18 protein-coding genes are annotated in these 25,447 nt (G+C 33.4%); 9 read left to right on the top strand and 9 right to left on the bottom strand.

All coding sequences use genetic code 11. From position 1 onward, the window contains the following. Positions 1–60 precede the first annotated feature (60 nt). The gene (locus C1638_RS08055) at positions 61–936 is read right to left on the bottom strand and encodes a DUF4349 domain-containing protein (protein WP_109619878.1); all 876 of its coding nucleotides are present in this window, start codon (positions 934–936) and stop codon (positions 61–63) included. Between the two features lie 137 nt (positions 937–1,073). Here C1638_RS08055 and C1638_RS08050 point away from each other — a divergent pair, with 137 nt between their 5' ends. Then, on the top strand, positions 1,074–2,141 hold the full coding sequence (locus C1638_RS08050) for a DUF2891 domain-containing protein (protein ID WP_109619876.1): 1,068 nt from the start codon (positions 1,074–1,076) through the stop codon (positions 2,139–2,141). Here C1638_RS08050 and C1638_RS08045 read toward each other — a convergent pair. After that, positions 2,138–2,611 carry an Mpo1 family 2-hydroxy fatty acid dioxygenase gene (locus C1638_RS08045; RefSeq protein ID WP_109619874.1) on the bottom strand — a complete coding sequence of 158 codons (474 nt, stop codon included), beginning with the start codon at positions 2,609–2,611 and terminating at the stop codon, positions 2,138–2,140. The genes C1638_RS08050 and C1638_RS08045 overlap by 4 nt on opposite strands. Positions 2,612–2,683: 72 nt before the next feature. On the opposite strand from C1638_RS08045, the gene C1638_RS08040 reads away from it, so the two are divergent. The 6 genes from C1638_RS08040 to C1638_RS08015 all read left to right on the top strand — a co-directional run bounded on the left by C1638_RS08040 (position 2,684) and on the right by C1638_RS08015 (position 11,037). Continuing rightward, positions 2,684–3,529 (top strand): helix-turn-helix domain-containing protein, encoded by an 846-nt coding sequence (locus C1638_RS08040; RefSeq protein ID WP_076354143.1) that lies wholly within the window; start codon positions 2,684–2,686, stop codon positions 3,527–3,529. Positions 3,530–3,618: 89 nt separating this feature from the next. Further along, positions 3,619–4,929 (top strand): TolC family protein, encoded by a 1,311-nt coding sequence (locus C1638_RS08035; protein ID WP_109619872.1) that lies wholly within the window; start codon positions 3,619–3,621, stop codon positions 4,927–4,929. Between the two features lie 24 nt (positions 4,930–4,953). Beyond that, positions 4,954–6,066 carry an HlyD family secretion protein gene (locus C1638_RS08030; RefSeq protein WP_109619869.1) on the top strand — a complete coding sequence of 371 codons (1,113 nt, stop codon included), beginning with the start codon at positions 4,954–4,956 and terminating at the stop codon, positions 6,064–6,066. Positions 6,067–6,188: 122 nt separating this feature from the next. Next, positions 6,189–7,781: an MFS transporter gene (locus tag C1638_RS08025; protein ID WP_109619867.1), complete on the top strand. Its 1,593-nt coding sequence runs from the start codon at positions 6,189–6,191 to the stop codon at positions 7,779–7,781. A 189-nt stretch (positions 7,782–7,970) separates the two neighbouring features. Then, complete coding sequence (locus C1638_RS08020) at positions 7,971–10,184, top strand: TonB-dependent receptor (protein ID WP_109619866.1); 2,214 nt, start codon at positions 7,971–7,973, stop codon at positions 10,182–10,184. Between the two features lie 148 nt (positions 10,185–10,332). Further along, on the top strand, positions 10,333–11,037 hold the full coding sequence (locus C1638_RS08015; protein ID WP_109619864.1) for a class I SAM-dependent methyltransferase: 705 nt from the start codon (positions 10,333–10,335) through the stop codon (positions 11,035–11,037). Between the two features lie 65 nt (positions 11,038–11,102). Here C1638_RS08015 and C1638_RS08010 read toward each other — a convergent pair whose 3' ends face one another. The 6 genes from C1638_RS08010 to C1638_RS07985 all read right to left on the bottom strand — a co-directional run bounded on the left by C1638_RS08010 (position 11,103) and on the right by C1638_RS07985 (position 17,491). Continuing rightward, complete coding sequence (locus C1638_RS08010) at positions 11,103–12,839, bottom strand: peptidase domain-containing ABC transporter (protein ID WP_109619862.1); 1,737 nt, start codon at positions 12,837–12,839, stop codon at positions 11,103–11,105. Positions 12,840–12,859: 20 nt separating this feature from the next. Continuing rightward, complete coding sequence (locus C1638_RS08005) at positions 12,860–13,222, bottom strand: cysteine peptidase family C39 domain-containing protein (protein ID WP_109619860.1); 363 nt, start codon at positions 13,220–13,222, stop codon at positions 12,860–12,862. After that, a complete protein-coding gene (locus C1638_RS08000) occupies positions 13,209–13,733 on the bottom strand; it encodes a TlpA family protein disulfide reductase (protein ID WP_165826514.1) in 525 nt (174 codons plus the stop codon). Before C1638_RS08000 ends, C1638_RS08005 begins: the two co-directional genes overlap by 14 nt. A 52-nt stretch (positions 13,734–13,785) precedes the next feature. Then, on the bottom strand, positions 13,786–14,430 hold the full coding sequence (locus tag C1638_RS07995; RefSeq protein WP_109619855.1) for a hypothetical protein: 645 nt from the start codon (positions 14,428–14,430) through the stop codon (positions 13,786–13,788). Positions 14,431–15,347: 917 nt separating this feature from the next. Further along, positions 15,348–15,512 (bottom strand): hypothetical protein, encoded by a 165-nt coding sequence (locus C1638_RS22295; RefSeq protein WP_165826513.1) that lies wholly within the window; start codon positions 15,510–15,512, stop codon positions 15,348–15,350. 251 nt (positions 15,513–15,763) lie between these two features. Beyond that, positions 15,764–17,491, bottom strand: a complete 1,728-nt coding sequence (locus tag C1638_RS07985) for a helix-turn-helix domain-containing protein (RefSeq protein WP_165826512.1) — start codon at positions 17,489–17,491, stop codon at positions 15,764–15,766. Between the two features lie 381 nt (positions 17,492–17,872). On the opposite strand from C1638_RS07985, the gene C1638_RS07980 reads away from it, so the two are divergent. Continuing rightward, positions 17,873–20,053, top strand: coding sequence for a prolyl oligopeptidase family serine peptidase (locus C1638_RS07980; RefSeq protein ID WP_109619849.1), 2,181 nt, complete (start codon positions 17,873–17,875; stop codon positions 20,051–20,053). 285 nt (positions 20,054–20,338) lie between these two features. Here C1638_RS07980 and metG read toward each other — a convergent pair whose 3' ends face one another. Beyond that, positions 20,339–22,375 (bottom strand): methionine--tRNA ligase, encoded by a 2,037-nt coding sequence (gene metG, locus C1638_RS07975; protein ID WP_109619847.1) that lies wholly within the window; start codon positions 22,373–22,375, stop codon positions 20,339–20,341. Positions 22,376–22,708: 333 nt separating this feature from the next. Here metG and C1638_RS07970 point away from each other — a divergent pair, with 333 nt between their 5' ends. Further along, complete coding sequence (locus C1638_RS07970; protein WP_123838358.1) at positions 22,709–25,441, top strand: SusC/RagA family TonB-linked outer membrane protein; 2,733 nt, start codon at positions 22,709–22,711, stop codon at positions 25,439–25,441. Positions 25,442–25,447: the final 6 nt, after the last annotated feature.

Here is a 25,447-nt window from a genome sequence, read left to right as displayed (position 1 = left end):
TTTGAAAAATATTTAATAGCTGCTAACAGGATTATTGCATTGTTATTGATTTTTAACAGATCAATTTTTATCTTTTTTCTTTGATCTCCATTTTCTCCAAAGAACGATAATGATTGGAATAAGCAAAAAGAAAGGCCATAATGAAACCATTCCCAGTAGAAAACCTACAAAACTGTTCCAGCCCTCAGTTAGAGAATCTACAAAACGACTTCCAAAACCAACCTTTGAAGTAGCTGAGCTTCTCACTTTTTCTTTATACAGACTCAAATTTAAAGTGCTGTAATTCACTCGATCATCAATAAATCGGAGCCTGCCCTCAGATACATCAATTTCATCTTCCAGCTCCCGGATGTTTTCCTGAATCTCAAGCATATCTTTTGTAGTAGCTGCATTTCTGAGCATATCACGATATTTTTCAAGATAAATTCTCTTGTTGGCTAGTTTAATGGAAACATCTGTATATTCCTCCGTTACATCATCAGAGGAAATGTTTTTTGATAAGACAGAACCCACGCCATTGGAAAAGGAATTAACAAGCGCATCAAAATTTTTGTGAGGAACCCGAATGGTAAGATCCAGATTTTCATCTACATCTGTATTTTTAAACTCTTCATTTTGGATATAGGCTTTATTGCTTTTTAGGATGTCATTAACCTGTGTTTGTGCTTTTTTAATATCTCCAATCTGAATTCTCATATCTCCATTTTTAATAATCTTTCTGGAGATTGTATCTGTTTTTCTGGGCGCATCAGAACTTTTAGTATCCTTTTCAAGTTTTTCTGAAATAGCGCTAGGTGGACGAATCTGGTACGAGGAGCTAGCTTTACTTTCGGGAATAATATCAATGATTTCTGCATTTACAGAATGTTTATTTGAACCGGATTTACTGCAATTGCTCAAAGAAAGGCAGAATAGTAACAAAAATAGATTTTTCATGAACAGTTTTTATGAATGTTATCAAAAAGTATGCTTTAATGTGTTAAATTTTTAAAACAATTTTGGTTTATATAATAAAGATGCTTTAATTTCAATAAAAGTTGGAAAGAGCTTACATTATTTTCTATTTTTAATACATGAGAAAAACTCTTTTAGCATTCTTGTTTTCACCATTTCTGATATATGCCCAGGAAGTTCCGAAGCTTACGGATGATATGGCCCTAAAATTGGTAGATAAACCACTTCATTGTATCAATCAGGAATACCCGAACAAAACAGCGCATATTATCAATAATGCCGGGGAAGTTTCTTTAACGCCTAAAGATCTCCATCCAAGCTTTTATGGTTGTTTCGATTGGCATAGTTCTGTTCATGGACATTGGATGCTGGCCAGACTTTTGAAGACAAAACCCAATTTGCTAAATGCAAAGGAGATTGAAAAAATTCTCGATGAATCGTTTCAAAAAGAAAAACTTCAAACAGAAGCAGATTATTTCACAAAATATCAACTGACAGGTACATTTGAAAGAACTTATGGCTGGGCGTGGATATTAAAGCTGGATGAAGAACTTATCCGATGGGATCATCCGAAAGCTAAAATATGGCATCAGAATTTGAAGCCGTTGACTGATCGAATCCTTACATCATGGAAGAGTTATCTTCCGAAACAAACCTATCCAAATAGAACCGGTGTTCATCCCAATACAGCTTTCGCAATGGCCTTTGCCCTCGATTGGGCAAGAGCAAATAAAGATAATGAGTTTGAAAATCAGCTAATGGAAAAAGCCAAGTATTTTTTCCTGAAAGATCAGAAAACACCTGCATATCTGGAACCGGATGGATCAGATTTCTTTTCGCCAAGTCTTGAAATTGCAGACCTCATGCGAAGAGTTCTTCCCCAAAAGGAATTTGTACTATGGCTGAATAATTTTTACGAAAAAAGAAGTCTGGAGAATATAGAACAAATACCTGTGGTAAGTGACTTAAGCGATTATCAGACGGTTCACCTTGTAGGATTATCCTTTTCAAAAGCCTGGTGTATGAAAGGGATAGCAAAAGCGCTTCCTGCTAATCATCCGTTGAAAAAAGACTTTCAGAAAACAGCAGATGTATTTTTAGCCAATGGACTTCCTCTATTATTTCAAGGGAACTATGGTGGCGACCACTGGTTAGCCAGTTTTGCCGTGTATGCTTTGGAAGATTAATACCTGATCCCTATTTTTTTGAGAATAAAGCCCAAAAGCCATATGGGGCCTATTAAAAGGAACTGAAGATCTTTAAGAAATGACGGTTTCTTTCCTTCTATTTTATGTCCGATGAACTGGAAGATCCAGGTCATCACAAAAACACTTAGATAAGCGATCCATGATTGTTTACCAAGATGGATATTGGTAAGATAGATGAAATGTTCCATCAAAAGCATTATAATAACCATCACTAAAGCAATTAACAAGGAGAGTCTGATGTAAAACAAACTGATCAGGATAATGGCAATTAAACTCACAATACTGATACATCCGAAGTAGGATAGACAGAAATGGGGTGATGGGATAAGGGAAATAAAGCCAAGAATGGTACAGAAAATCAAAGGAACACAAATCCAATGAATGAACTTATTGGTGGGGTTTCTATGGCTTTTACTATATTCTACAAATAATAAATCAACCTTTCTCATAATGGAGGAATTGGATATCTGCTAAAATAATAAAATTTTGTAATCGGTGATAAGATTGCTTACATTTGTGATATGTCTGCCTTAGAAAAATTCGGAGTTGAAATTTTTACGCAACGTAATATTTTCGAGAGAATAGCTGTCGATAAGCCTTTCCGTCCTGATAATCCAGCATTTATTTTTATAAAATCCGGTACCATAAAGCTTCGTCAGCACTTTAGTGATCTTGAGGTTTCTGCCAATATGTTTATGGTAACTGACCCGCAGACAATTTATGAAGTCGTGGCGGTGAGTGATGATTTTCAGTCTAGAATGGTTTCCTATAAAAGAGAATTCATCTCCGCTTTATCCTTAAAATTCAACAGATTAATTACTTATCGTTATTTCAGACAACAGATGAATAGAGGAGTTCCTTTTCCTGAAGAAGAAATGGAAGTAGTCTGGAAAAGTGTTAATTTCCTGAAATATATTCTTGACTCTGAAACTGAGATGCTGTACAAAAAGGAAATGGTAGAACATCTTTTTTCCGTTTTCTGCTATCAGATGGCGGGAATCATCTCCAAGGAAGACAATAATTCTATGAATCAGATGTCTAGACAGGAAGAGATTGTTTTTGTATTCCTTACTGATCTTTCCGAATATCATCTTACAGAAAGAACCGTGGAGTTCTATGCCGAACGGCAATCGATTACAACCAGACATCTTTCTTCGGTTGTAAAGGAAGTGACAGGGAAAACAGCGAGCCATATTATTGCTTTAATTGTAATTAATGAGGCAAAAGTGCTTTTAAACTCATCTAGTAAGCCGGTTTCAGAGATTTCTTCAATCCTTGGTTTTAGTGATCAGTATGCGTTTTCTCACTTTTTTAAAAAACATCTGGAAGTAAGTCCTAGACAATACAGGCATCAGTTTGAAAGCTAAAATCCTACATTTGAACATCTTTTTCCAATAATCAAACATTTGATTGATTTTGTTGTTCTCCTAACTTTGCATCTGTAAAACAAGGTAAAATGACAAAGCAAATAAAAACAGCACTATCAGTTTTGATAGCAGCTTTTCCTGCGCTGTTTTTTTCACAACAGATTAAACAGATGACGGCAGGTGAGGTGGCCGAATTGGCTGTCCAAAATCATCAGCAGCTGAAAGTTTCGGCTCAAAATATTGATATTGCAAAGCAGAGCACCAATGTTGTAAAGCTTCAGAAGCTGCCTACTATCACAGCTTCTACAAGTCAATTCTATTTAGGTGATGCCGTAGCAATTGATAAAGACTTTTCAAATTCTACAAAGGTTCCGATGCCACATTACGGAAGTTCTTATGCCGTACAGGCAACACAACTGATCTTTAAGGGAGGATTGGTGAACAGATCTATTGAAATGGCAGGACTTCGTGAACAGCTTTCTGAGTTGGATCTGGAGAAAAACAAACAGGATGTGAAATTTTTAGTGATTTCAAATTATCTGGATGTATACAAGATTATCAATCAGGAAGAGGTTTTTCAGAATAACAAAAAGTTAGCTCAGGAACGTCTGAAGAATATCCAGAAGTTCTATCAGCAAGGAATGGTAACCAGAAACGAAGTAATTCGTGGGGAACTGGCCCTTAAAAATCTGGATCAGGGTATTCTGACTCTTTCAAACAATAAAAAAATCCTTAATTATAATTTAAATATTGCGTTAGGTTTATCTTCTGATACGGAAATTGTCCCTACTGAAAATTTGGACAATAAAGAAGCCGGAATCGGAATGGATTATTATGTGAGTCTTGCTCATGATAGCAATCCAATGTTGAAGTCTGCTCAAAAAAACATAGATGTTGCTGATAAGAACATTGAAATTATAAGAACCGATAATATGCCAACGGTAGCGGGATTCGGTGGATATACTTTACAAAGACCAATTACTACGAGAAACCCTGTCTTAGATATGTATTCAGGAGGATGGCAGACAGGTGTTTCTCTTAGTTATAATATAGATAACCTGTATAAAACAAAGGAAAAAGTAAAGCTGGGTGAGCTGCAAAAGAATCAGGCGAGTGATGCTATGACTCTGGTACAGCAGAATGTAGATATGGGAGTGAATGCAGCCTATACAAAATATCAGGAAGCAATTCAGCAGGCAGATATCCTGGACGATTCTAAAAGGCTGGCTGAGGAAAACTACAAAATTACTGAAGCCAAATATCTTAATCAATTGGCTGTACAGGCAGAAATGATTGATGCCCAGAACCAGAAACTGCAGTCAGAGCTGGATTATGCCAATGCAGAGATCAATGTTTTGTATCAATACTATAACCTTTTGAAATCTACAGGAACTCTTTAATTTTTAAAACTGAAAATCAACACAATGGAAAACAAGGAACAAACAACTCAAAATACAACACCAACTCCGGCAAGACCAAGCGGAGACGGCAAAAAGAAGCAGAATAAGACCAACAAAATAAGAGCAATCATTTCCAATATTATCGTTTTTCTGGTGATTGGCTTTGGATTGTTTTGGTTAATACGTGAATACTTCCACATCGGAAATAAAACATACACAGAAGCGGCACAGGTAGAAGAATTTATCAATCCTATCAACACAAGAGTTTCTGCTTATATTAAAGACATAAAATTCATAGAACACCAAAGAGTAAAAAAGGGCGATACCTTGGTTATTCTTGATAATCGTGAGATTTTAACTCAATTGGGACAGGCTGAAGCAGCTTATCAAAATGCAATGGCTCAAAAGTCTGCTACAAGCTCTTCTGTGAATACGGTTTCCAATAATATCAATGTGATGCAATCTAATATTGCAGGAGCAAAAGCAAGGCTTTGGAATGCTGAACAAAACTTAAACCGATATAAAAATCTTTTGACTGCAGAGGCGGTAACAAGGCAACAATATGATCAGGTAAAAACAGAATATGATGCTCAAAAGGCAGCTTACGAAACGTTGGTAAATCAAAAGCAATCGGCTAATCTTTCCACTACAGAAGTAAAAAGCAGATTAGGAATTAATGATGCTGAGATTAACAGAACAAAATCTGCCTTGGATATGGCAAAAATCAATCTTTCTTATACAGTAATTACCGCTCCTTACGATGGGATAATGGGGAGAAGAACTATTTCTGAAGGACAATTGATTCAACCGGGACAACAAGTAGCTACCATTGTTCTAAATGGTCAGAAATGGGTGACAGCTAACTTCCTGGAAAGCCAGATGCCTCATATTAAAGTAGGAGAAAAAATAACGATGACAGCAGATGCTTTAGGAGGACAGAAATTTGAGGGGGTAGTAACAGCTATTTCTGCAGCAACAGGATCAAGATATTCAAGCGTACCAACGGATAATTCAACAGGAAACTTCATCAAGGTACAGCAAAGAATTCCCGTAAGAATTGAGTTTACAGCTTCCAATAAAAAGGAAAATCTGGATAAACTGAGTGCCGGGATGAACATGAATGTGAATATTAACTAAGTCAAAAGATACTAGATTTCAGACATCAGATTTCAGGCTTAATGTAAAGGATTGATTATAAAATGATGATGTAGAGTCTGTTATCTGAAATCTGTTATCTCTAATCTATTATCTAAAAAAACATGTACAACAAAGGATTATATAGCGATTGGGTGCCAAAACCCGTACAGCTTCTGCTGATTGTATTACTGCTTGCGGTGGTAATGCCTTTGGGTGGTGTGTATACGGGAAATATCAGTTATCTGGTGAGTGGTACCGGCGCAATGACAGAATATTTTATGTGGGCAAACTATGCTACTACAATCGGGATGGGTGCCTGTATGCCAATTGTCATCAGAATGAAGATGAGATTCAAGGTGAGGGATAAAATGGTGGCTTTACTGGTAATTTTAGGATTGTTAAGCTACATCAATGCAACCACTTTACAACCCATGATCTTTGTATTTAGCTCCCTGCTTATCGGGTTCATGAAGATGATGGTAACTATAGAACTGTTTTTACCGCTTATGATGATGATCGGAAACCGTGGAATGTTCTATGGAGTATTCTATACATTCGTACTCGTAATGAACCAAGTAGCCGTTTATTATTCAGCAGAATTTGCTCTTCTTTATAACTGGCAGCAATTTTACATACTGACGTCTGTTCTATGTTTTATTCTGGCTCTTATACATTGGATTTTTATGCACGATAAATATTTTGCGCTGAAAGTTCCTTTACACTATATTGATTGGCTGAGTATCATACTTTTCATTTCTGCATTTATGTTTTCTGCCTATGTATATTCTTTCGGAAGACAGCAGGACTGGCTGAACTCAAAGAATATTATCAGTGCCAGCATTGCGGCATTTGTAAGTTTTGCATTGCTTACCATCCGCCAATTAACATTAAAGAGACCTTATCTTTCGTTTAAGATTTTTACAAGGAATAATGTGCTGCACGGGTTGTTTATGCTATTCTGGTTGGGGATGTTCTTGGGAACCGCTACACTTCAGAATACTTTTGCAGTAGGGGTTTTAGGATATGATCTATTAACGAATGCCTGGTTGAGTATGCTGATGATTCCTGGGATTATTATAGCAGGAGCCATTGCAATCTTCTGGTTTAAAAAAGAAAAACCTTTGAAGATGTACATATTTTCAGGATTTTCTGCCATGATGGGATATGCAATTATCATGTATTTTTCCATGGTTCTGGAATTCAATTATGAAAACTGGTATTTACCCATGTTTCTGAAAGGGTACGGAATGTGTTCCCTGTTTATTTCAGTATGGTTTTATACACTGGATAAGCTTGAAATGAATGACATGCTTGCTGCAATCGGATTGGTATTGGTATGGAGAACCTTTTTGGCGGTTGGGATCTTTTCTGCAATATATTCATGGTTTCAATACCATTTTCAGGTGATTGCCATAGGAGATCTTGCGGTTTATATGGACGGAATGACCGTCTCTCCCCAAAATGTTGCTGCCAATATGAAAGCCATTCAGCTGAATGCAATTATTATAGCCAGTAAAAAGATATTCGGATATATTATTCTGGCAGGTTTTGGAGTATTGCTTTATGTGATCACTCACCATTTTGGAGCAAAACGATTCAAATATTTCAGATTTGTAAGAGTTCTTGGCGGTAAATCTGTTATTGCAAGAAGAAGACTTCGCGAACGAAAAAAATTATTAGAAGAAATAAAAGACGCAGCTGGGCCTGCGATGTAAAAATACCTTGTTTTTCACTAGTAAAATCCTGGATCTTTCTTAGACCGGGATTTTACGTTTTGTGGTCAGTACTAAGCTATACTTACCATAATTTTTTGTTAAAAAACTGAAAAAATTCATCTTTTCTTATTTTTATTGCTTCTAAATAAGAATTATCTTTGCCGGATTATAAAACTTTGATTTGAAAGAATGAAAAAGCAGTACGCATTCATAGGTCTGTTGGCATCGGGATTATTCTTTTCCCAAACAGCAAAAGACTCTATAGCCTCTAAAGGTATTGATGATGTTGTCATCGTGGCATCTAGAAAACCAACAAAAATCTCTGAAATTCCAGGTACGGTTTGGGTAGTACAGAAAGAAAAAATTCAAGAACAAGCCAAAAGTGGAGTTCCCATCAAGGAAATGTTATCCATTCTTATTCCAAGTATGGATATCGGTCCTCAGGGAAGAACCAATTATGGACAAAATATGAGAGGACGTTCAGCCTTGGTAATGATTGACGGGGTTTCATTGAACAGTATCCGTGCCATCAGCCGTCAGTTGGACGCCATTGATCCCTTTAATATTGAAAGAATAGAAGTACTTTCAGGGGCAAGTTCTATCTACGGTGGAAATGCAACCGGTGGTATCATCAATATCATTACAAAAGCACCGTCCAAAAAAGGAATCAGCGGAGAAACCGAACTTGGAGTACGTACAGGTTTTATGGGAAAAGATGACCATGATTTCCGTGCAGCGCAATCTATTGCAGGAAAAGGAGAGAAATTCTTCGGAAGATTGGGAGTAGCCTACCAACAAAATGGTGGAGTATACGGAGCCGATCAGAAACAACTTTTTACAGATATTACACAAACCGATCTTCAGTATAACCAATCTATCGACATTTTGGCGACTGGAGGATATCAGTTTAACAATAAACATAAAATAACAGCTTCACTTCAATATTACAACTCCAAGTTTAATGGGGACAAAAGCTTGTATTTAGGAGAAAACCTAAGCGCTTTCACTACAAAAAAAGGAAGCCTGCTGGAAATGAGAGATGGCTTTTCTTCCGATAAAAATGTAGGAACAGAACGTTATATGGGAACAGTTACCTATAACGGAAACGGAATTCTTGGCGGACAGGATTTATATGTTCAATTTGCCACACGAGGAGAAAAACTTGGATTTTATCCTTTTCCTGGGAATGTAGCTATCAACGCTACAGACAAAATTGCGTACATGTCTTCCTCACAACAAGATACCTATTATTCAGGAATAAAAGCTTTATTATCAAAATCTTGGAGAGGACTTAACGTTACCTATGGAGCAGACATCGATTTTGAAAGATTTGAAGGAAATCAATCTGTTTATAATATTGGTAAAACAATGTCCAGTGGCGGGTTAATTAATGAAACACAATACAGATTAGGCAGATATCCTACCAACCATTCACAAAGCTATGCAGGATATGCTCAGGCAAAATATAACATTCTCCCTAAATTACAGCTTAATGCCGGGGTGCGTTATCAGCATATGAATGTAAAAATGGATGATTTTGTAGGATCCGAGCAGCAAACACAAGTAGCAATGGGATACGGAAAGTCTGCATCTGCAATTCCCGGAGGTGAAAGTTCCTATAATGTAACATTGGCCAATGCCGGATTACTATATAAAATCAATGAACAACATCAAGTTTGGGGAACGTTTTCGCAAGGAGCAAGCTTGGCAGATCCTGCTAAATTCTATGGAATCGGAAAATATGCATTGAATGGAGGGAATTGGGATGTTGTTTCAAGTATTAATGTAAAAGAACAACCTTTACAAGCCATCAAGACCAATCAGTTTGAAATGGGATACCGTGTGAACAAAGGCGGGTTAAGAGCGCAGGTTGCCGGATTTTTAAGTACTTCAGACAAGACCGTTACAGTGGACAGAAAGACATTCCAGATCCTTGTCAACGATTTAAAATTAAGAAATATGGGAATCGAGGCTGAGATCTCCTATTCTCTAAACAATGGTATTTACTTCGGAGCAAGCGGACTTTTAATCAAGTCTGAGGTAGATAACAAAGGAGAATGGCAGAAACAGGATATTTCCAGTGCTTCGCCATCAAAATTGGTTACTTATATTGGCTACAATGTGAAAAACTGGTCGTTTAGATTCCAGTCATTGCAGAACTTCAAACAAAAAGATGAGCTTAATAACGTGGTTGAAGGATATAATACTTCAGACCTTATGATGGGATATAGATTCAATTGGGGGAAATTCAATCTTGGTATTCAGAATTTATTCAACACAGATTACCAAACGATCTGGAGCAAGCGTTCACAGGTTTTATACTCCAGTTATGGAATTCCTGAATTGTTTAACTACAAAGGAAGAGGCAGAACATTCAACCTGTCTTATACCTTTGAATTTTAAAAAAATAAGGTTAGGGTAAAGCCTTAATCTGAATTCAATACTTTCTACAAATCCGGTTTCTGATATTAATTAGAACCGGATTTTATATTTAATAAACTCCAAATCCAAAACTTTGAACTTTAGCAATTGAAGCCGTATCTTTGCCGCTATGAAAGATTTAATGGGCAGAGCAATCTGGGATTACTATCACAACGAAAATCCTGAAGATCTGCAGACTGAAACCTCAATTTCTGAACTGGATGAACTTCCGGTTGAGTATTTATTCAGAGATTTTGAAGACATGAATAATATTGAGCAAAAGGCTCTGGAGCTCTCCAATGGAAAAGTATTGGATATTGGAGCAGGAGCGGGTTCTCATGCATTGTACCTTCAAAATGATAGAAATCTTGACGTTCTGGCACTGGATATTTCCCCGAAATCTATTGAAGTTTGTCAGTTGAGAGGAATCAAAAGAGCTGTTTGTGAAAACATTCTGAACTTTTCAGGAGAAACATTTGATACCATCTTATTGTTAATGAACGGTACCGGAATCTTTGAGGGGCTTTCTAAAATTGATACTTATCTTCAAAAACTAGGAACATTATTGAATGAAAATGGTCAAATTTTAATTGACAGTACAGATATTCTTTATATGTTTGATCGCGATAAGGATGGGGGAGTATATATTCCTGCCGGTGGTTATTATGGAGAACTGGAGTATGTAGTTCATTATAAAGGCGAGTCTGAAGATCCCATTACATGGCTGTATCTTGATTTTAATACTTTGAAGAATGCCGCTGAAAATAATGGGTTTACAATACAAAGAATACTCAAGGATGAGGATGCTTATCTGGCAAAACTGACTAAGAAATAAGGATTACTCTCGTTACGAGTATAACGAGTATAAGATGAAGTAATCTCATCGATTACATATTAAATTTATTTATCATAAATAAGTTCACTTATTGGGTGAATTTGAGTATCCTCTAATAATAAAATTTCATCCGAAATAGTTTTTATATCTTCCAAATGATGGCTGATTATAAAAATAAGTTTTTCATTTTTCATTTTTTGTATCAAATCATAAATGAACTTTCTGTTTTCTTGATCTAAGGATGAAGTAGGTTCATCTAGGATCAAAAATTGCGGATTATGATATAGAGCTCTCATCCAACCTATCAATTGTTTTTGTCCACCAGATAAATTAATACCTTCTTCTCCTGCTAGTGTTAGAAAACCTTGAGGCAAAGAATTAACGAATTTATCGAAACCTAATAAAAACAGTTTTTGTAATTGATTTTCATCTGCTCGTTCACTCAGAATTATATTTTCCAAGATAGTACCATTGAATAACTGAATGTTCTGCGGAACAATACCTATTAGATTACGCCAGTCTTTCAGTGAAATATCTTTTAAAGCAATATCATTATTAATGATAATTTCACCATTTTCCGGGAGATAATTTTTTTGCAGTATCTCTGTCAATGTTGTTTTGCCACTTCCGCTCTCCCCAAGAAGACATGTTACAGTTCCTTGATGTAGGGAAAAGGAAGCTGTATTGAGTATTTTTTTTCTACCATTGAACCTGAAATCAATATTCTGAATATTAATAGATTTAATCTCAGTAATTCCTATTCCCTCCATTTTTTCTTTTTCCAGTGATGAATATTCAAACATTCTATCAAAAGCTACTTTGGCTTCCTGTAAGGGAATAGTAACTAGAGCTAAATTGGTAATGGACAAAAGTAATGAACTTGAGATTCCTATAATTGCCATTAATTCCCCTGTCTTAATGTCATTGTTTAAAACGCTATAAGATGAAAATCCTAGAATTAATAAGAGAAAAACAACCACAGCTAATCCAGAATATAATGTAATTTTAAGGCTAAGTTTTCCCTGTTCAAAAATTTTAGATTGAAAAGAACTAAAAATAGTCTCATTTTTGTTAATGAACAAATCTTGTTTAGAAAACCCTTTAATAACTTCTATTCCTCTGATGCTATCTATATAGCTAGCCTCGTTAACGCTATAAAATTGCATTACGTTTCTTTGAGATTCAATAATTTTTTTATTAAAACTAAAGATGATATAAAAAATTAATGGTGAAATAATAATACAAACTAAAGCAAGTTTCCAAGAATAAAATAGAAGAAAACTTATTGAGATGATCACCCCTAATATGTCTACTGTTGTATTGGTAATTAATTGTTTTATAACAGTTTGTATTCTCTGTATGTCATTTAGTCTTGCTACAAAATCTCCAATCTTTCTACTGTCGAAAAATATTTTTGGAAGATGAAGCAATGAAGAATAAAATTTTTTATTGATTCTCACATTAAAAGTTTTGCTCTGTTTGATAATATATAATTCCCTTAAGGCCTGAATAGAGACTCTAGCAAATAATACAAATCCTAAAAACGAAATACTTAAAATAAGGAGCGAAATTTTTTTCTTGGGTAAAATGTCATCAATTAGTTTCTGTGAAAATATAGACATTGACATACCTAATAAACTAAAAATAATCCCAAGAAAAATAATGGTATAAATAGCTTCCTGATCTTCTCGGATAAGATTTTTAAGCCATTTTCTTTTTTCTAAATTAGTTTGAGTTTTTTTCTGAAACTGAACATTAGGTTTTAAGGTAAGACAGGTCTTAGACTGCCATACTTTTTCCAAGTATTCTTTTGTCCAATATTCTAGCCCTTTGGCAGGATCGCCGATAAGAAATTGATGATTTCCATGAATATTGTAAAAATAGCATATAACATAATGTTCAAATTTTGATCTATAATAGTATGTAAAATAACGGGTTCTCCATGTTCTATAAGTGCATTAAGATTAGCCTCACATCCTTCTGCATCAAAACCGATTGAGTTAGCACATTGATGTAACCCTAATAGCGTAGTTCCTGTTTTAGAGGTACCGCTTTTTTCGCGAAGTGTCTCCAATGAAATATCTCCTCCATAATATCGCATTAAAGATTGGAGACAGCCAATACCACAATCCGTTAGATCTTTTTGTAATGAAAATGTTTTTTTTATGAGCTTATTCTCTTTCATCAATTGTGTTTATAAGTTTTTCCAGTTTTACTGCCCCGGAGTTTCTTTTAATAAGATGGTTGTTTTTATCATATACCAAAAAATAAGGTACACTCTTCATACTTAGCTTTTGGTAGAGTTTAGCCATGTCATCATGACACCAAAAAATATTATATTTATTATCAAGTTGGTAATGATGAGCAAACTGTTTTATATCATGTAGAGGCTCGCTGGCGATCCATATCCACTGAATATTTTCATATTGATGATATACGTTGGATAATTCTTTTGCTTCAGACTGACAATAATGACACGTAGGGCTAAAATATAAGATAACTTTAATCCTATCTGTAGCTAGATTTTGTTGGGTAAAGATAATTCCATCAATAGTTTTAAGACTAAATGTAGGAACATTCTTTAAGGTTTCTAGTTTTTCTTTCTTTTTTTGAAAGATGAAGAGTAAATAGGCCATAACTCCTATTGATAATAAAGGGATAATTATGGCTAAAAATTTTAAGTTTTTCTTTTTCATTTTTCTTTGTGCATTTAAAATGTTCAATAAAAAAAGATAGAAAGTATAATAATTAATATTGTACATTTAATATAAGAAACGAAACAATTCCTGTCCAAAATAATAAGCCAACGCCATAGGTCAGTGCTGTAAGACCAAAAGATTTTGGAAAACTAGTTTTTTTATCAGAAAACTCCCAAATCCCCCATGCCAGAATTCCCCAATAGAATAACTCGAATAGATTCACTAATTGTAAAGGATAGGCCAACCATTTATCTGTTGAAATATAGTCCCGATAATTAAGGAGAGAAATAGGATAGTAGGTTTGTAAGTTTTCTAATGTATAATCTGTTTCTATCCAGTAAAAATTGATAAACTTATAAAATCCAGCAGTAATAAATACAACTTCTGCCATGAGAGAGAGGAAAACAAAATCTGAATATTTTATATCTTCTAAACCGGGTAAGTCAAGAAGTTTTATGAAATTAAGACAGAAGGCCACTAATAGAACTTTAATACCAATAAATATAGGTATTGTTACATAGCTTACCCACCACCATTTTCTTTGACTTTCCATATAACTTTGTACAACTTCGCTAGGGTAATCTTTTGATAGAAAATCAAGTATTTTTGAACTGGTTGTAATGAAATTTCTGTCTAAATAGCTAAGCAAAAAATAGCACAAGACAATACCTACGAAAAATATAAAGTTTTTCATAATTAAAACAATGTAAGATTGAAAATAAATTTTTACTTAAGACAAAAGCTAAAACTTACTATAGAATTATAAAATATTATAAATTAAAATTTAATAGTATTATTTTATAGATACTGAATAACATATGTTTTCTTCAACAAATTCTATAACTGTTGAGGGATTTTTAATTGAAAGTTTGATATTAGAAATTTATTTTCTTTTTAGCAAATTGAACATATAAGTTATAAACTTATGTGTCTCAAAACCTGTCTCTTTCAATTTTGGAAATGAAATTAAGAATACAGGGAAAGATAACTGCTAGAATCATAAAATAAGAAGCATCACTTTTTTTGTGGAGTATTTCTGAAAAAAGCAAATATTCCACAAGAAAAAAGATTGCATGGAATACAATATATAAGATTTTTATTTTTAATAAAAACTAATTTTATTATAAAATCCCTGACATGAGCTTTCGCTGTTAATGGTGAGATTATGATCAATAACTTCCATATATCTTGTTAAAAATAACAGTAACAAAATAAATACAAGCACTATGATATTTTGGAGAAGAGAGGTTTTTAAACCTCTCTTCAAAATTTAATAATTATCCAACGCAACTGTTTACTGCGCTTGAACCAAATACTATATACATATCATATATTAGTACTGGATTTAAGGTTGCCATTACAGCGCCAACATACCAGCACTTAATACCACCGTTAATATTTTCTAAATTTTTGATGCTAAGTTTTTTCATTTTTTTTTAATTGTAATATTAAATATGAAAGAAGTACACACGTAAAGCCCATTAATCCAACACTCTCATTCACTGTAAGGAAATGTGAAAATTTACTATCAATCAATAAAAACAATATCAATATTATAGATATGTAAGCTATGGTAATAGGGTTTTTTATCATTTTTATGTTTTTTATATGTTATAAACAATCTGCGTCAACAACACTTAGGAAAGCCGCAGCAGCACCAATTGACCCAGCTAAAGCACCAACTCCTGCCGCTAATATACTTTTTACTCCATTTCTAAAGCAATGATTTGCACCACCTTGAAGATTTTCCATTTGTGAAACATTTAATTTTTTCATTTTGTTTAATATTTTAAATTTAATAAAACTAATTTTGTCATACAATCCCTGACATGGGCTTTTTTGCTGATCAGCATTTTTATTTACATTTTATTGTACTATACACATACAAAAAAATAAATCTTTGTGTTTTATCTGAAGCAAACTTAGAGAAGAGGAGGATATGAAAAAAGTAAATGAACTCTAAATTTGTAAATTTAAGGTTATGTATTTATAAAAATAAGATGTTTAAAGTATTGAATATTAGTTAGTTATTTGTATTTTTTTGAAACTATTTGCTTCTCAATTTCTTTAATGTATATAGAAAGAGTGGTGCCTGTCTTTTTCTTAAAGGCCAAAGAAAAAGACTGCTCATTATTATATCCTAATTCTTCTGCGACAGCCACTACTTTGTATGAACGAAACTTTTTATCTTTTATCAGTCTGTTTAGTACATAATCTATACGAAGGTCATTGAGATAAGCTGCAAAATTCTTTCCTTTTTGAGTATTGATCACCTCTGATAAATAAGTAGTATTTGTTTTTATACTTTTTGCTAAACTGGCTGATGTAATACCTTTCTTTAAAAAAAACTCTTTGGTTTCAAAATTTTCTAATTCTTTTAAAATGAATTGAGTTACCTCTTCCGAAATCGTTTTATTTGTTTTATCCTCTATATTAATTTCTTTAATATTTTGAAGCTGTTCCGGAACTAATACTGCTTTTGGAGTTTCAAGATTTTTCCTCTCAATCGAATTGATTAAATCCTGTGCAATTTTTCGATGCTGTTTTTCGGTATTTTTAGATTTATAATAAAAAAAGGAAAGTAATAAAAGAGCTGTTAATAGAATACCAATAGAAGAGAATAGAATTATTTTTCGGTTTTCTAAATCATTGATAATATTTTCTTTTTCTTGTAAAAGAATGGGAGTATCATACTTTTTGGGTAGCTCTGTGGATAAATATTGGAACTGCTCATCTAACTTTATATCTATTTTTAAAAAACGTTCAATATAATAAAGTTGCTTTTCTTTATCATTTTTTTCTTTATAATAGTCTATAAGATAAGTATAAACTTCTCGAAGTTCGGGGAAAGTATTATTTGTTTTTTGTACATTAGAGTCTAGCTCTGTAAAACTTTGAATTGCTTTGTCTTTCTTATATAATCCGATATAAGCTTTGCCTAAAACAAATAAGGTATAGTTGATATTTAAATCAGTAATATCTGTTGAAAAGTATTTTTTACAAAGCAGTAGTTCATCCACTGCTTTTTTGTAATTTTCTTTTTTAATATTATAAAAGCCTGATAAGGATAAATATTTATAATAGTTATATTTATCTTTATTTTTCAAAGAAGATTGAATGCCTCCTTTAATTAATACTTTTGCAGAATCTAGTTTGTTAAGCATAATATAAGCATCAATTAAATTCTGTTGTATCTGATCACGTTCGATATTATGTAAAGAATTAGCATTATACAAATAATGTCTAAAGATTTTTGTGGCTTCCTTATACTTGCCAATATAGTTTTGTAAAAAAGCAATATTAAGTTCTGTAAAGGCAATTTGTCTTTCGTTTTTATTTTCTTTAGCATATCTTAGTGCTAAAATGTAGTTATCAAGTGATTGCTTTAAATAGTCAAATTTAAAGTATAGGTTGCCACGTAATAAATAAATTTTTGCAGGATATACTTTTTTGTCTAATTTTTTTGAATAGATCTTTACACTGTCAATGTATTTTAAAGCATCGGTAAAGGGTACATCAAATTGCATTAACATATATCCCTCCGCTATTTGACTTTCATTTTTTTCATTTTTTGCTTTTTGAAGAAAATATTTAGCGATGATTTTGGATTCATGGGTTTTATCTCTATAGTAATAATCATCAAATTTAACTTTGAGATCTAAGAAATTATATTCTTTTAAAGAATCATTTTTGAATGTTTTTTGTGCATAAATCAAATTACTTAACATTAATAGGATAGGAAATATTAATTTCATCATTTTGTATATAGGGTGCTAATTTACATTTTATTAATCAAAAATCTATTCAGTTTAAATTTGATGTTATTTTTTATAAGTTGTTGATATTTAGTGTGTTTTTTTTGTTTTTTTTAATATTGTAAATTTATAAATCTATATATCATTTTTATTGTCAGGTTGCAAAATATGCTTTTATTTGCATCTCAATTCAAATAAACTACAAATGAAAAAACAATTCAAAAAAGAAAAAAAATTATCTTTAAACAAAATACGCTTGGTGAAAATTAGTGGTATGAAAACAATTAATGGAGGAAATGCCATGTTATTTGATGGAAATGATGAACCCATTACTAAACCTAGAACACAGGGAGGAGGACTGTAACAAATTTTATTTGTAAAATGAAAATTAAAATATTTATCACTGCACTTTTTTCAATAGCCTTTTTAGATGCTCAAAAAACCAACTTTGCATCATCTAAAACTGTTACTGACAATTATTTTGGTACCAATATAGTAGATGAATATAGAAATTTGGAAAATTTAGAAGATCCGCAGACAATCAATTGGATGAAATCTCAGACAGCTTACACAAACTCTGCTTTAGACTTAATTCCAAATAAAAATTATTATTTAGAAAAAAGGATAGAATTTGATAAAAGACAAGGGTATTCTGTATCTGACTTGAAAATTACGAACAGTGATAAATACTTTTATTTGAAGAAAAATGGCGATGGAAAAGTAGCCAAATTATATTATAGGAATGGTTTTTTAGGTAAAGAAGAATTACTTTATGATCCTTTTAATTATAAAAAAAATGAACCCAATCATGATTTTGTTATTAATTATATAAATCCAAGCTGGGATGGAAATAAAATTGCAATATCAATGGCTGAGAAAGGGAATGAACTGGGGGAAGTGATTATTATGGACGTGAAAACTAAACAGGTTTATTCTGAAGTCATTACTAATATTGAACCTGTAAGTTCCGGAGGGGTTAAATGGCTGGATGATAACAGTGGGTTTATCTATCTTTATTATCCTACATCTAATCCTAAATCTCAAGATTTTTATAAAAATTCTCAGACTGTTTTATATAAAATTGGTACAGATCCAAAAAAAATCAATGATGTCTTTTCTCGAAAGAATAATCCTGATCTGAATATTGCTGAAAATCAGTTTCCTATAATCCTGGATTTTGAAAAGAATGATGAATATTATATAGGAATGGTTGTGGATTATGATTACTATAGGAAAACCTTTATCATCAAGAAAAAAGATTTGTTAGCTGGCAAAAGAAACTGGAAATTATTCTCTGACGGAAGCGATAAAGCAAAAAATTTAGAATTACATAAAAAAGATGAGGTTGTTTTTCTATCAGGTTATGGATCATCTTCTAATAAACTGTGTAAGACTAATATTAATACTCCGGATTTCAAAAATGCTGAGATTTTAGTTCCCGAAAAAAAAGATGAGTTTATTAAAAGTTATAGAATTACAAAAGATGGGATCTATTATACTACGACCAAAAATGGAGTAGAGGCAAAATTGTATTTATATAAGGATGGAAAAGATATTCTTATTAAGCCCCCATATCCATCTGGAAATATTCGTTTAGAATGTAAAGGAGAGAACTATTCTGATTTTTGGATAACATGTTCCGGCTGGGCCAATGATGAACAACGTTTTAGATATGATATAAAAACAAATACTCTTAAACCAGAAAACCTTGTTGCTATTGTAGAATATCCTGAATTTGAAGATATAACAGTAAAAGAAATAACCATAAAAGCAAGAGATGGAGAAGAAATTCCATTATCCTTAATTTATAACAAGAATTTAGTTAAAAATGGTAAATCTCCATTATTAATAGAAGCTTATGGCTCTTATGGGATAACTGATAGCCCTATTTTTGCCAAAACTTATTTATTATGGGCAACTCAGGGAGCGATAATGGCTATAGCCCATGTAAGAGGAGGAGGAGAAAAAGGAGAAAAATGGCGTTTAGGAGGCTATAAAGAAACCAAACCCAATACCTGGAAAGATTTAATAGATTGTACAGAGTATTTGATAAATGAGAAATATACTTCCAAAGATAAAGTTGCAATATGGGGAGTAAGTGCAGGAGGAATTACAATAGGTAGAGCTATGACTGAAAGACCTGATTTATTTAAGGCTGTCATTGCAGAGGTTGGTGTTATGAATCCTATTAGGGATGAAGCAACACCTAATGCTCAACCAAAAGAATTTGGAACAATAAAAGATCCAAAAGAATTTAAAGCCTTATTAGAAATGGACTCTTACCAACATCTTAAAAAGGGAGTTAAATATCCTGCAACATTTATAACAGGAGGAATGAACGATCAAAGAGTAACTGTATGGGAACCTGTAAAATTTGCAGCTAAATTAATGGCTAATGACTCTTCAGCTAATCCAATACTATTAAAAATAGACTTTGAGGGTGGTCATTCTGGTAATGTTCCTATAACACAACGATATGCTAACTTAGGGGATATGTTTACTTTTGCATTATGGCAATTAGGGCATCCTGATTACCAACCAAAAGGGAATAACTCAAAGTAGTTTTTTTAATATAAAAAATAAAAATACAATTCATACTAAAAATATTATAGCCGGATGAGTACATGCTGTACCTATTATTTTTTTTGTGGGAGTGGGATTGGAAAATTTCAGTTTAGAGACTTCAATATTTTCAATTATGAAACTGACAAATCTCAGACGAGGTTGGATATACATTTTCTTGTTTTTGGTAGCTATAATTATGGCCGCAAATATAAATACTAAAAACAGCTTATAAAAAAAGAGACCACCCAAAGGCAGTCTCTTTATATATTAAATCAAAAATGATTATCCGATCTCAATACCGTTTTCAACATTGCTGTCATCCGGTGTTACGAAAGATAGTTTCCCATCTGGTTTAGTTGTTAATAACAACATTCCCTGAGATTCAATTCCTCTGATTTTTCTTGGAGCAAGGTTCAATAAAATCATCACCTGCTTACCAATAAGTTCTTCAGGAGTAAAGCTTTCTGCAATTCCTGAAACCACAGTTCTTACATCTACACCTGTATCTACAGTCAGTTTTAGTAATTTGTCTGCTTTTTCTACTTTTTCAGCTTCCAGAATAGTAGCTGTTCTAAGATCTATTTTAGTAAAATCATCAAAAGTAATCTCCTCTTTCATTGGTTTTGCGTTAGGGTTTGTTTTTTTATTGTTTTGTTTAGTGTCTTCAAGCTTTTGAATCTGAGCTTCAATTACATTATCTTCAATTTTTGAGAAAAGAAGAGAAGCTTCATTGATTTTGTGACCTGTTTCAATTAAAACAGATTGAGTTTCAACATCACTCCAGCTTTTCTTTTCAACATTGAACATATTCAATAACTTTTCAGAGCTGAAAGGCATAAACGGTTCACACAACTGAGCCAAAGCCACTGCAATTTGTGCTCCTACAAATAAGGATTGTGCTGCTTTCTCAGGACTATCCTTAATGGTCTTCCAAGGCTCTTCTGTCTGAAGATACTGGTTTCCGAATCTTGCAAGGTTCATTAATGCAGATAATGCGTTTCTGAACTCGTAGTTGTCTAAGAATCCTGAAATTTCTTTTGCTGCTTTATTTATTTCTTTTAATTCCGGACTGTTTACATCTCCCTGAGGAATAACACCATCATAATATTTATGAACAAGAACTGCCACTCTATTGATGAAGTTTCCGAAGATTCCTACCAACTCAGAATTATTTTTCGTTTGGAAATCTTTCCATGTGAAGTTGTTGTCTTTAGTTTCAGGAGCTGATGAAAGAAGTGCATATCTTAAAACATCTTGTTGGCCAGGGAATTCTTCCACATATTCGTGCGCCCAAACTGCCCAGTTTCTTGAAGTTGAGATTTTGTCATTCTCAAGGTTTAGGAATTCAAAAGCAGGAACATTTTTAGGCATAATATAGTCTCCATGTGCCTTCATCATAGCAGGGAAGATAATACAGTGGAATACAATATTATCCTTACCAATGAAGTGTACAAGGTCACTGCTTTCACTTTGCCAGTAATCTTTCCAGTCTTTTCCGTTTTTCTCCGCCCATTCTTTAGTGAATGAAATATATCCGATAGGAGCATCAAACCAAACATAAAGAACTTTCCCCTCTGCATTCGGAAGTGGAACCGGAACACCCCAGTTCAGGTCTCTTGTCATAGCACGAGGCTTCAAACCATCGTTCAGCCAAGATTTTACCTGTCCGTAAACATTCGGCTTCCAGTCGTCTTTATGACCCTCAATGATCCATTCATTTAAGAAATCTTCATATTCATTTAAAGGAAGGTACCAGTTCTTAGTTTCCTTAAGGATAGGAACATTTCCGCTTAGCATTGATTTCGGGTTGATCAATTCTGATGGAGAAAGGGTAGAACCACATTTCTCACACTGATCACCATAAGCATTCTCGTTGCCACAATTCGGGCAGGTTCCTACAATATATCGGTCTGCAAGGAATTCTCCCGCCTGTTCATCAAAATACTGCTCAGAAATCTCTTCTGTAAATTTTCCTTTTTCATATAAAACCTTGAAGAAATCCTGACTGGTCTCATAATGATTTTGGGAAGTTGTTCTAGAATATTCATCGAATGAAATTCCAAGATCAGAAAAAGATTTTTTAATGATCCCGTGATATTTATCAACAATATCTTGAGGAGTAACTCCCTCTTTTTTAGCTCTTATGGTAATAGGAATACCGTGTTCATCCGAACCACAGATAAACGCTACATCCTTTCCTAATCTTCTTTGAAATCTTGCGTAAACATCCGCAGGAATATAGACACCTGCCAAATGCCCTATATGAACCGGTCCGTTTGCATAAGGCAAAGCTGCCGTAATCATCTTTCTGTTTGACATTTATAGTAAAGTTTTGACTGCAAAGATAAGGATTATCTCTTTAATACCGCTCTTTGAGGAGTTATTATGAACAATCTTCCTGTTTTTCAGCTTTGAATATGAATTTAAGTTAAACAAATGTTTAACTTATTATGAACTTAAAACAAATATTATGTATTGCATAGCATCGTGTAAGCTATTGATGGATAAAAAACTAACTAAAATGCGTTTCGTAATATACATAATTTTATCTTAAATTATATTAAAATTATGATAATTCTAATTTTTTTTTAAATTGCAACGCTGGCCAAGGGCTAGAAACAAGACTGAAAACGAAACTATAAAAATAAGATTGTGAAGAATTTTACAACGGTATTAAAAATAGCGCCTGCTTTTTTACTGGCAAGTACAGTAATGCACGCGCAGACTAAGGACTCTATTCCTCAAGAGAAAAAGATAGAGGAAGTTGTACTGATTGGGTATGGTAAGCAGAAGAAAACTGACCTTACGGGATCTATTACAGCTTTGACCACCGCAGATTTTAACAAAGGCGCTGTAACTACCGCCGAGGGGCTAATCAACGGTAGATCCTCGGGATTGGTAATTACTCAGTCTGGTACACCAGGAAATGAGGCGACGATTAGAATTCGAGGAGGTTCTTCTTTAAATGCAAGTAATGATCCATTATTAGTAGTAGATGGCTTGCCTTTAGATGGAGTTTCTTTATCAACAATTAACCCGAATGATATTGAATCATTTTCTATTTTGAAAGATGCAGCTTCTACAGCAATTTATGGTTCACGAGGATCTAATGGGGTAATTTTAATTACGACAAAAAAAGGAAGTAAAAGACTCCGAGTATCTTTAAATACATTCACTACGGTTAATACGTTAGCCAAAAAAGTTAAAATGTACTCGGGAGATGAATTCCGAGCGATCATTAATCAGTTTGCACCTGAAAAGGCGGGTAAATTGGGCACGGCGAATACGGATTGGCAGAATGAAATATTTAGAACTTCCGTGACTTCTGATATCAATGCTTCCGTGTCGGGTAGTTTATTTGGTAAAGTACCTGCTCGTTTTTCTGTAGATAATATGGATAACTCGGGACTATTGATAACGTCCAGATACAGAAGAACAACAGCAAATATTTCATTAAGTCCAAGCTTTTTCGATGATCATTTAAAATTTAATATTACTGGTACCTATTCTTATACGTTTCAGAATAAGGCTAATGAAGATGCTATAAAAAATGCTCTTTCATATGATCCTACAAAATCTGTATATGATTCAGGCTCTCCATTTGACGGTTATACGGAATGGACTAGATATGATAATGAAAATGGACAGCAGGTATTGAAAGCATATGGTGTTTCAAACCCTGTGAGTATGCTTAGAAACAAGCATGATGTTCAAAATTTCAAAAGATTTTTTGGAAATATCAGTATGGACTATAAATTCCATTTCCTTCCTGAATTAAGATTAATTGTAAATGCAGGTTTGGATAGTAAAGAACTAGACGGACATGTGGTTACCAATAAATACTCAAGAAACGGATATTATTCTGTGAAAAATGTTTTTGGTTTCTATGGAGAAGATTCTTATTCTGATGAAAACATCCTAAACAAAAATGCAAATGCCCAGTTTAACTATACCAAGACTTTTGGTAAGTTTAATTTAGAGGCAATGGCAGGATATGAATATCAAAATTATCATAAAGTAAGTTCAGCATCAGGAAACACCTTGCTTTATACTTTAGATCCAACCAACAATTTTTATAATCCAGACTCTAAACCTGATGTAAATCTACAGGCGTTCTTTGGAAGATTGAATTTAGGTTTTGCGAATAAATACTTACTTACTATTAATTATAGAAAGGATGGATCATCCAGATTCAGTAAAGATAACAGATGGGGTGATTTTGGAGGAGTTGCAGCTGCTTGGAAAATTTCTGAAGAGGATTTCTTAAAAGGAAATAGTAGCATTTCAGATTTAAAACTAAGAGCGAGTGTTGGGAAGACAGGCCAACAAGATATTGGAATTTACAGGTATGACTACTTCAAAACTTATAATGTTTCGTCAACGCTTTATTACCAATTTGGAAACCAGTTTTATGAAATTGCAAAAGCAAATGGATATAACCAAAACTTAAAGTGGGAAGAAAGTTTAAAATATAACGTAGGGCTAGACTTTGGATTGCTAAATAACAGAATTAAAGGTACTTTGGACTTTTATCTTGCGGATACAAAAGACCTTTTGTCAATTGTGCCTGAGGGACCTCTTGAAAACCTGAGAATTATTGGCCCTAAAAATATTGGTAAACTTCAGTCCAAAGGAATTGACCTTGGGTTGGATATAAAGGCAATACAAAAAGAGAACTTTACATTGAACTTCAACTATAATCTTTCATATAATAAAATTAACATTCAACAGCTTGAAGTTAATGGAATTGACAGAGGAGGAGTTGGTTTAGGTGGATTTGTACAGACCTTTAGAGAAGGATATTCTCCATATGCATTTTGGGTGTATCAACAAGTATATGATAAAAGCGGGATGCCTGTAGAGGGAGCTTATGTGGACAGAAATGGTGATGGGGTAATTACTTCTGCCGATAAATACAATTATAAAAAACCTCAGGCAGATGTTACAATGGGACTAATGACCAATGCAACATTAGGAAAAAACTGGGATTTCTCAATGGCTTGGAGAGCAAGTATTGGAAACTATGTATATGACCAGATCTCTGCAGACAGAGCACACTTGGGGAATATTAATAATACAGTAGATAATACAATTAACAATGCACCTGTAGACTTCAATTCAACACATTTTATATCAGCCAATAAAATGTCGGATTACTATCTTAAAAATGGAAGTTTCCTGAAGCTTGATAACGTTACGGTAGGATATACGTTCAATAAATTCATTGGAGAGAATGCTTCTCTGAGAATGTATGTTGCAGCGCAGAATGTTTTGGTTATTACCAAATACAAAAACCTAGATCCTGAAATATTTAATAATGGAATCGATAATTCGATTTATCCAAGAGCAAGGATGTTCACTTTAGGTGTTAGTGCTAACTTTTAATCCGTT

Origin of the sequence: Chryseobacterium oncorhynchi, from assembly GCF_002899895.1 — a bacterium.
Classification (GTDB): Bacteria; Bacteroidota; Bacteroidia; order Flavobacteriales; family Weeksellaceae; genus Chryseobacterium; species Chryseobacterium oncorhynchi.
The sequence above is the reverse complement of the archived record's forward strand: the minus strand, read 5'-3'. Positions and strand labels throughout refer to the sequence as shown.

Bases quoted from the DNA above. Each gene is read 5' to 3' on its own strand.
- C1638_RS08055 (WP_109619878.1), bottom strand. From the start codon at position 936: ATGAAAAATCTATTTTTGTTACTATTCTGCCTTTCTTTGAGCAATTGC.
- C1638_RS08050 (WP_109619876.1), top strand. From the start codon at position 1,074: ATGAGAAAAACTCTTTTAGCATTCTTGTTTTCACCATTTCTGATATAT.
- C1638_RS08045 (WP_109619874.1), bottom strand. From the start codon at position 2,611: ATGAGAAAGGTTGATTTATTATTTGTAGAATATAGTAAAAGCCATAGA.
- C1638_RS08040 (WP_076354143.1), top strand. From the start codon at position 2,684: ATGTCTGCCTTAGAAAAATTCGGAGTTGAAATTTTTACGCAACGTAAT.
- C1638_RS08035 (WP_109619872.1), top strand. From the start codon at position 3,619: ATGACAAAGCAAATAAAAACAGCACTATCAGTTTTGATAGCAGCTTTT.
- C1638_RS08030 (WP_109619869.1), top strand. From the start codon at position 4,954: ATGGAAAACAAGGAACAAACAACTCAAAATACAACACCAACTCCGGCA.
- C1638_RS08025 (WP_109619867.1), top strand. From the start codon at position 6,189: ATGTACAACAAAGGATTATATAGCGATTGGGTGCCAAAACCCGTACAG.
- C1638_RS08020 (WP_109619866.1), top strand. From the start codon at position 7,971: ATGAAAAAGCAGTACGCATTCATAGGTCTGTTGGCATCGGGATTATTC.
- C1638_RS08015 (WP_109619864.1), top strand. From the start codon at position 10,333: ATGAAAGATTTAATGGGCAGAGCAATCTGGGATTACTATCACAACGAA.
- C1638_RS08005 (WP_109619860.1), bottom strand. From the start codon at position 13,222: ATGAAAGAGAATAAGCTCATAAAAAAAACATTTTCATTACAAAAAGAT.
- C1638_RS08000 (WP_165826514.1), bottom strand. From the start codon at position 13,733: ATGAAAAAGAAAAACTTAAAATTTTTAGCCATAATTATCCCTTTATTA.
- C1638_RS07995 (WP_109619855.1), bottom strand. From the start codon at position 14,430: ATGAAAAACTTTATATTTTTCGTAGGTATTGTCTTGTGCTATTTTTTG.
- C1638_RS22295 (WP_165826513.1), bottom strand. From the start codon at position 15,512: ATGAAAAAATTAAATGTTTCACAAATGGAAAATCTTCAAGGTGGTGCA.
- C1638_RS07985 (WP_165826512.1), bottom strand. From the start codon at position 17,491: ATGAAATTAATATTTCCTATCCTATTAATGTTAAGTAATTTGATTTAT.
- C1638_RS07980 (WP_109619849.1), top strand. From the start codon at position 17,873: ATGAAAATTAAAATATTTATCACTGCACTTTTTTCAATAGCCTTTTTA.
- metG (WP_109619847.1), bottom strand. From the start codon at position 22,375: ATGTCAAACAGAAAGATGATTACGGCAGCTTTGCCTTATGCAAACGGA.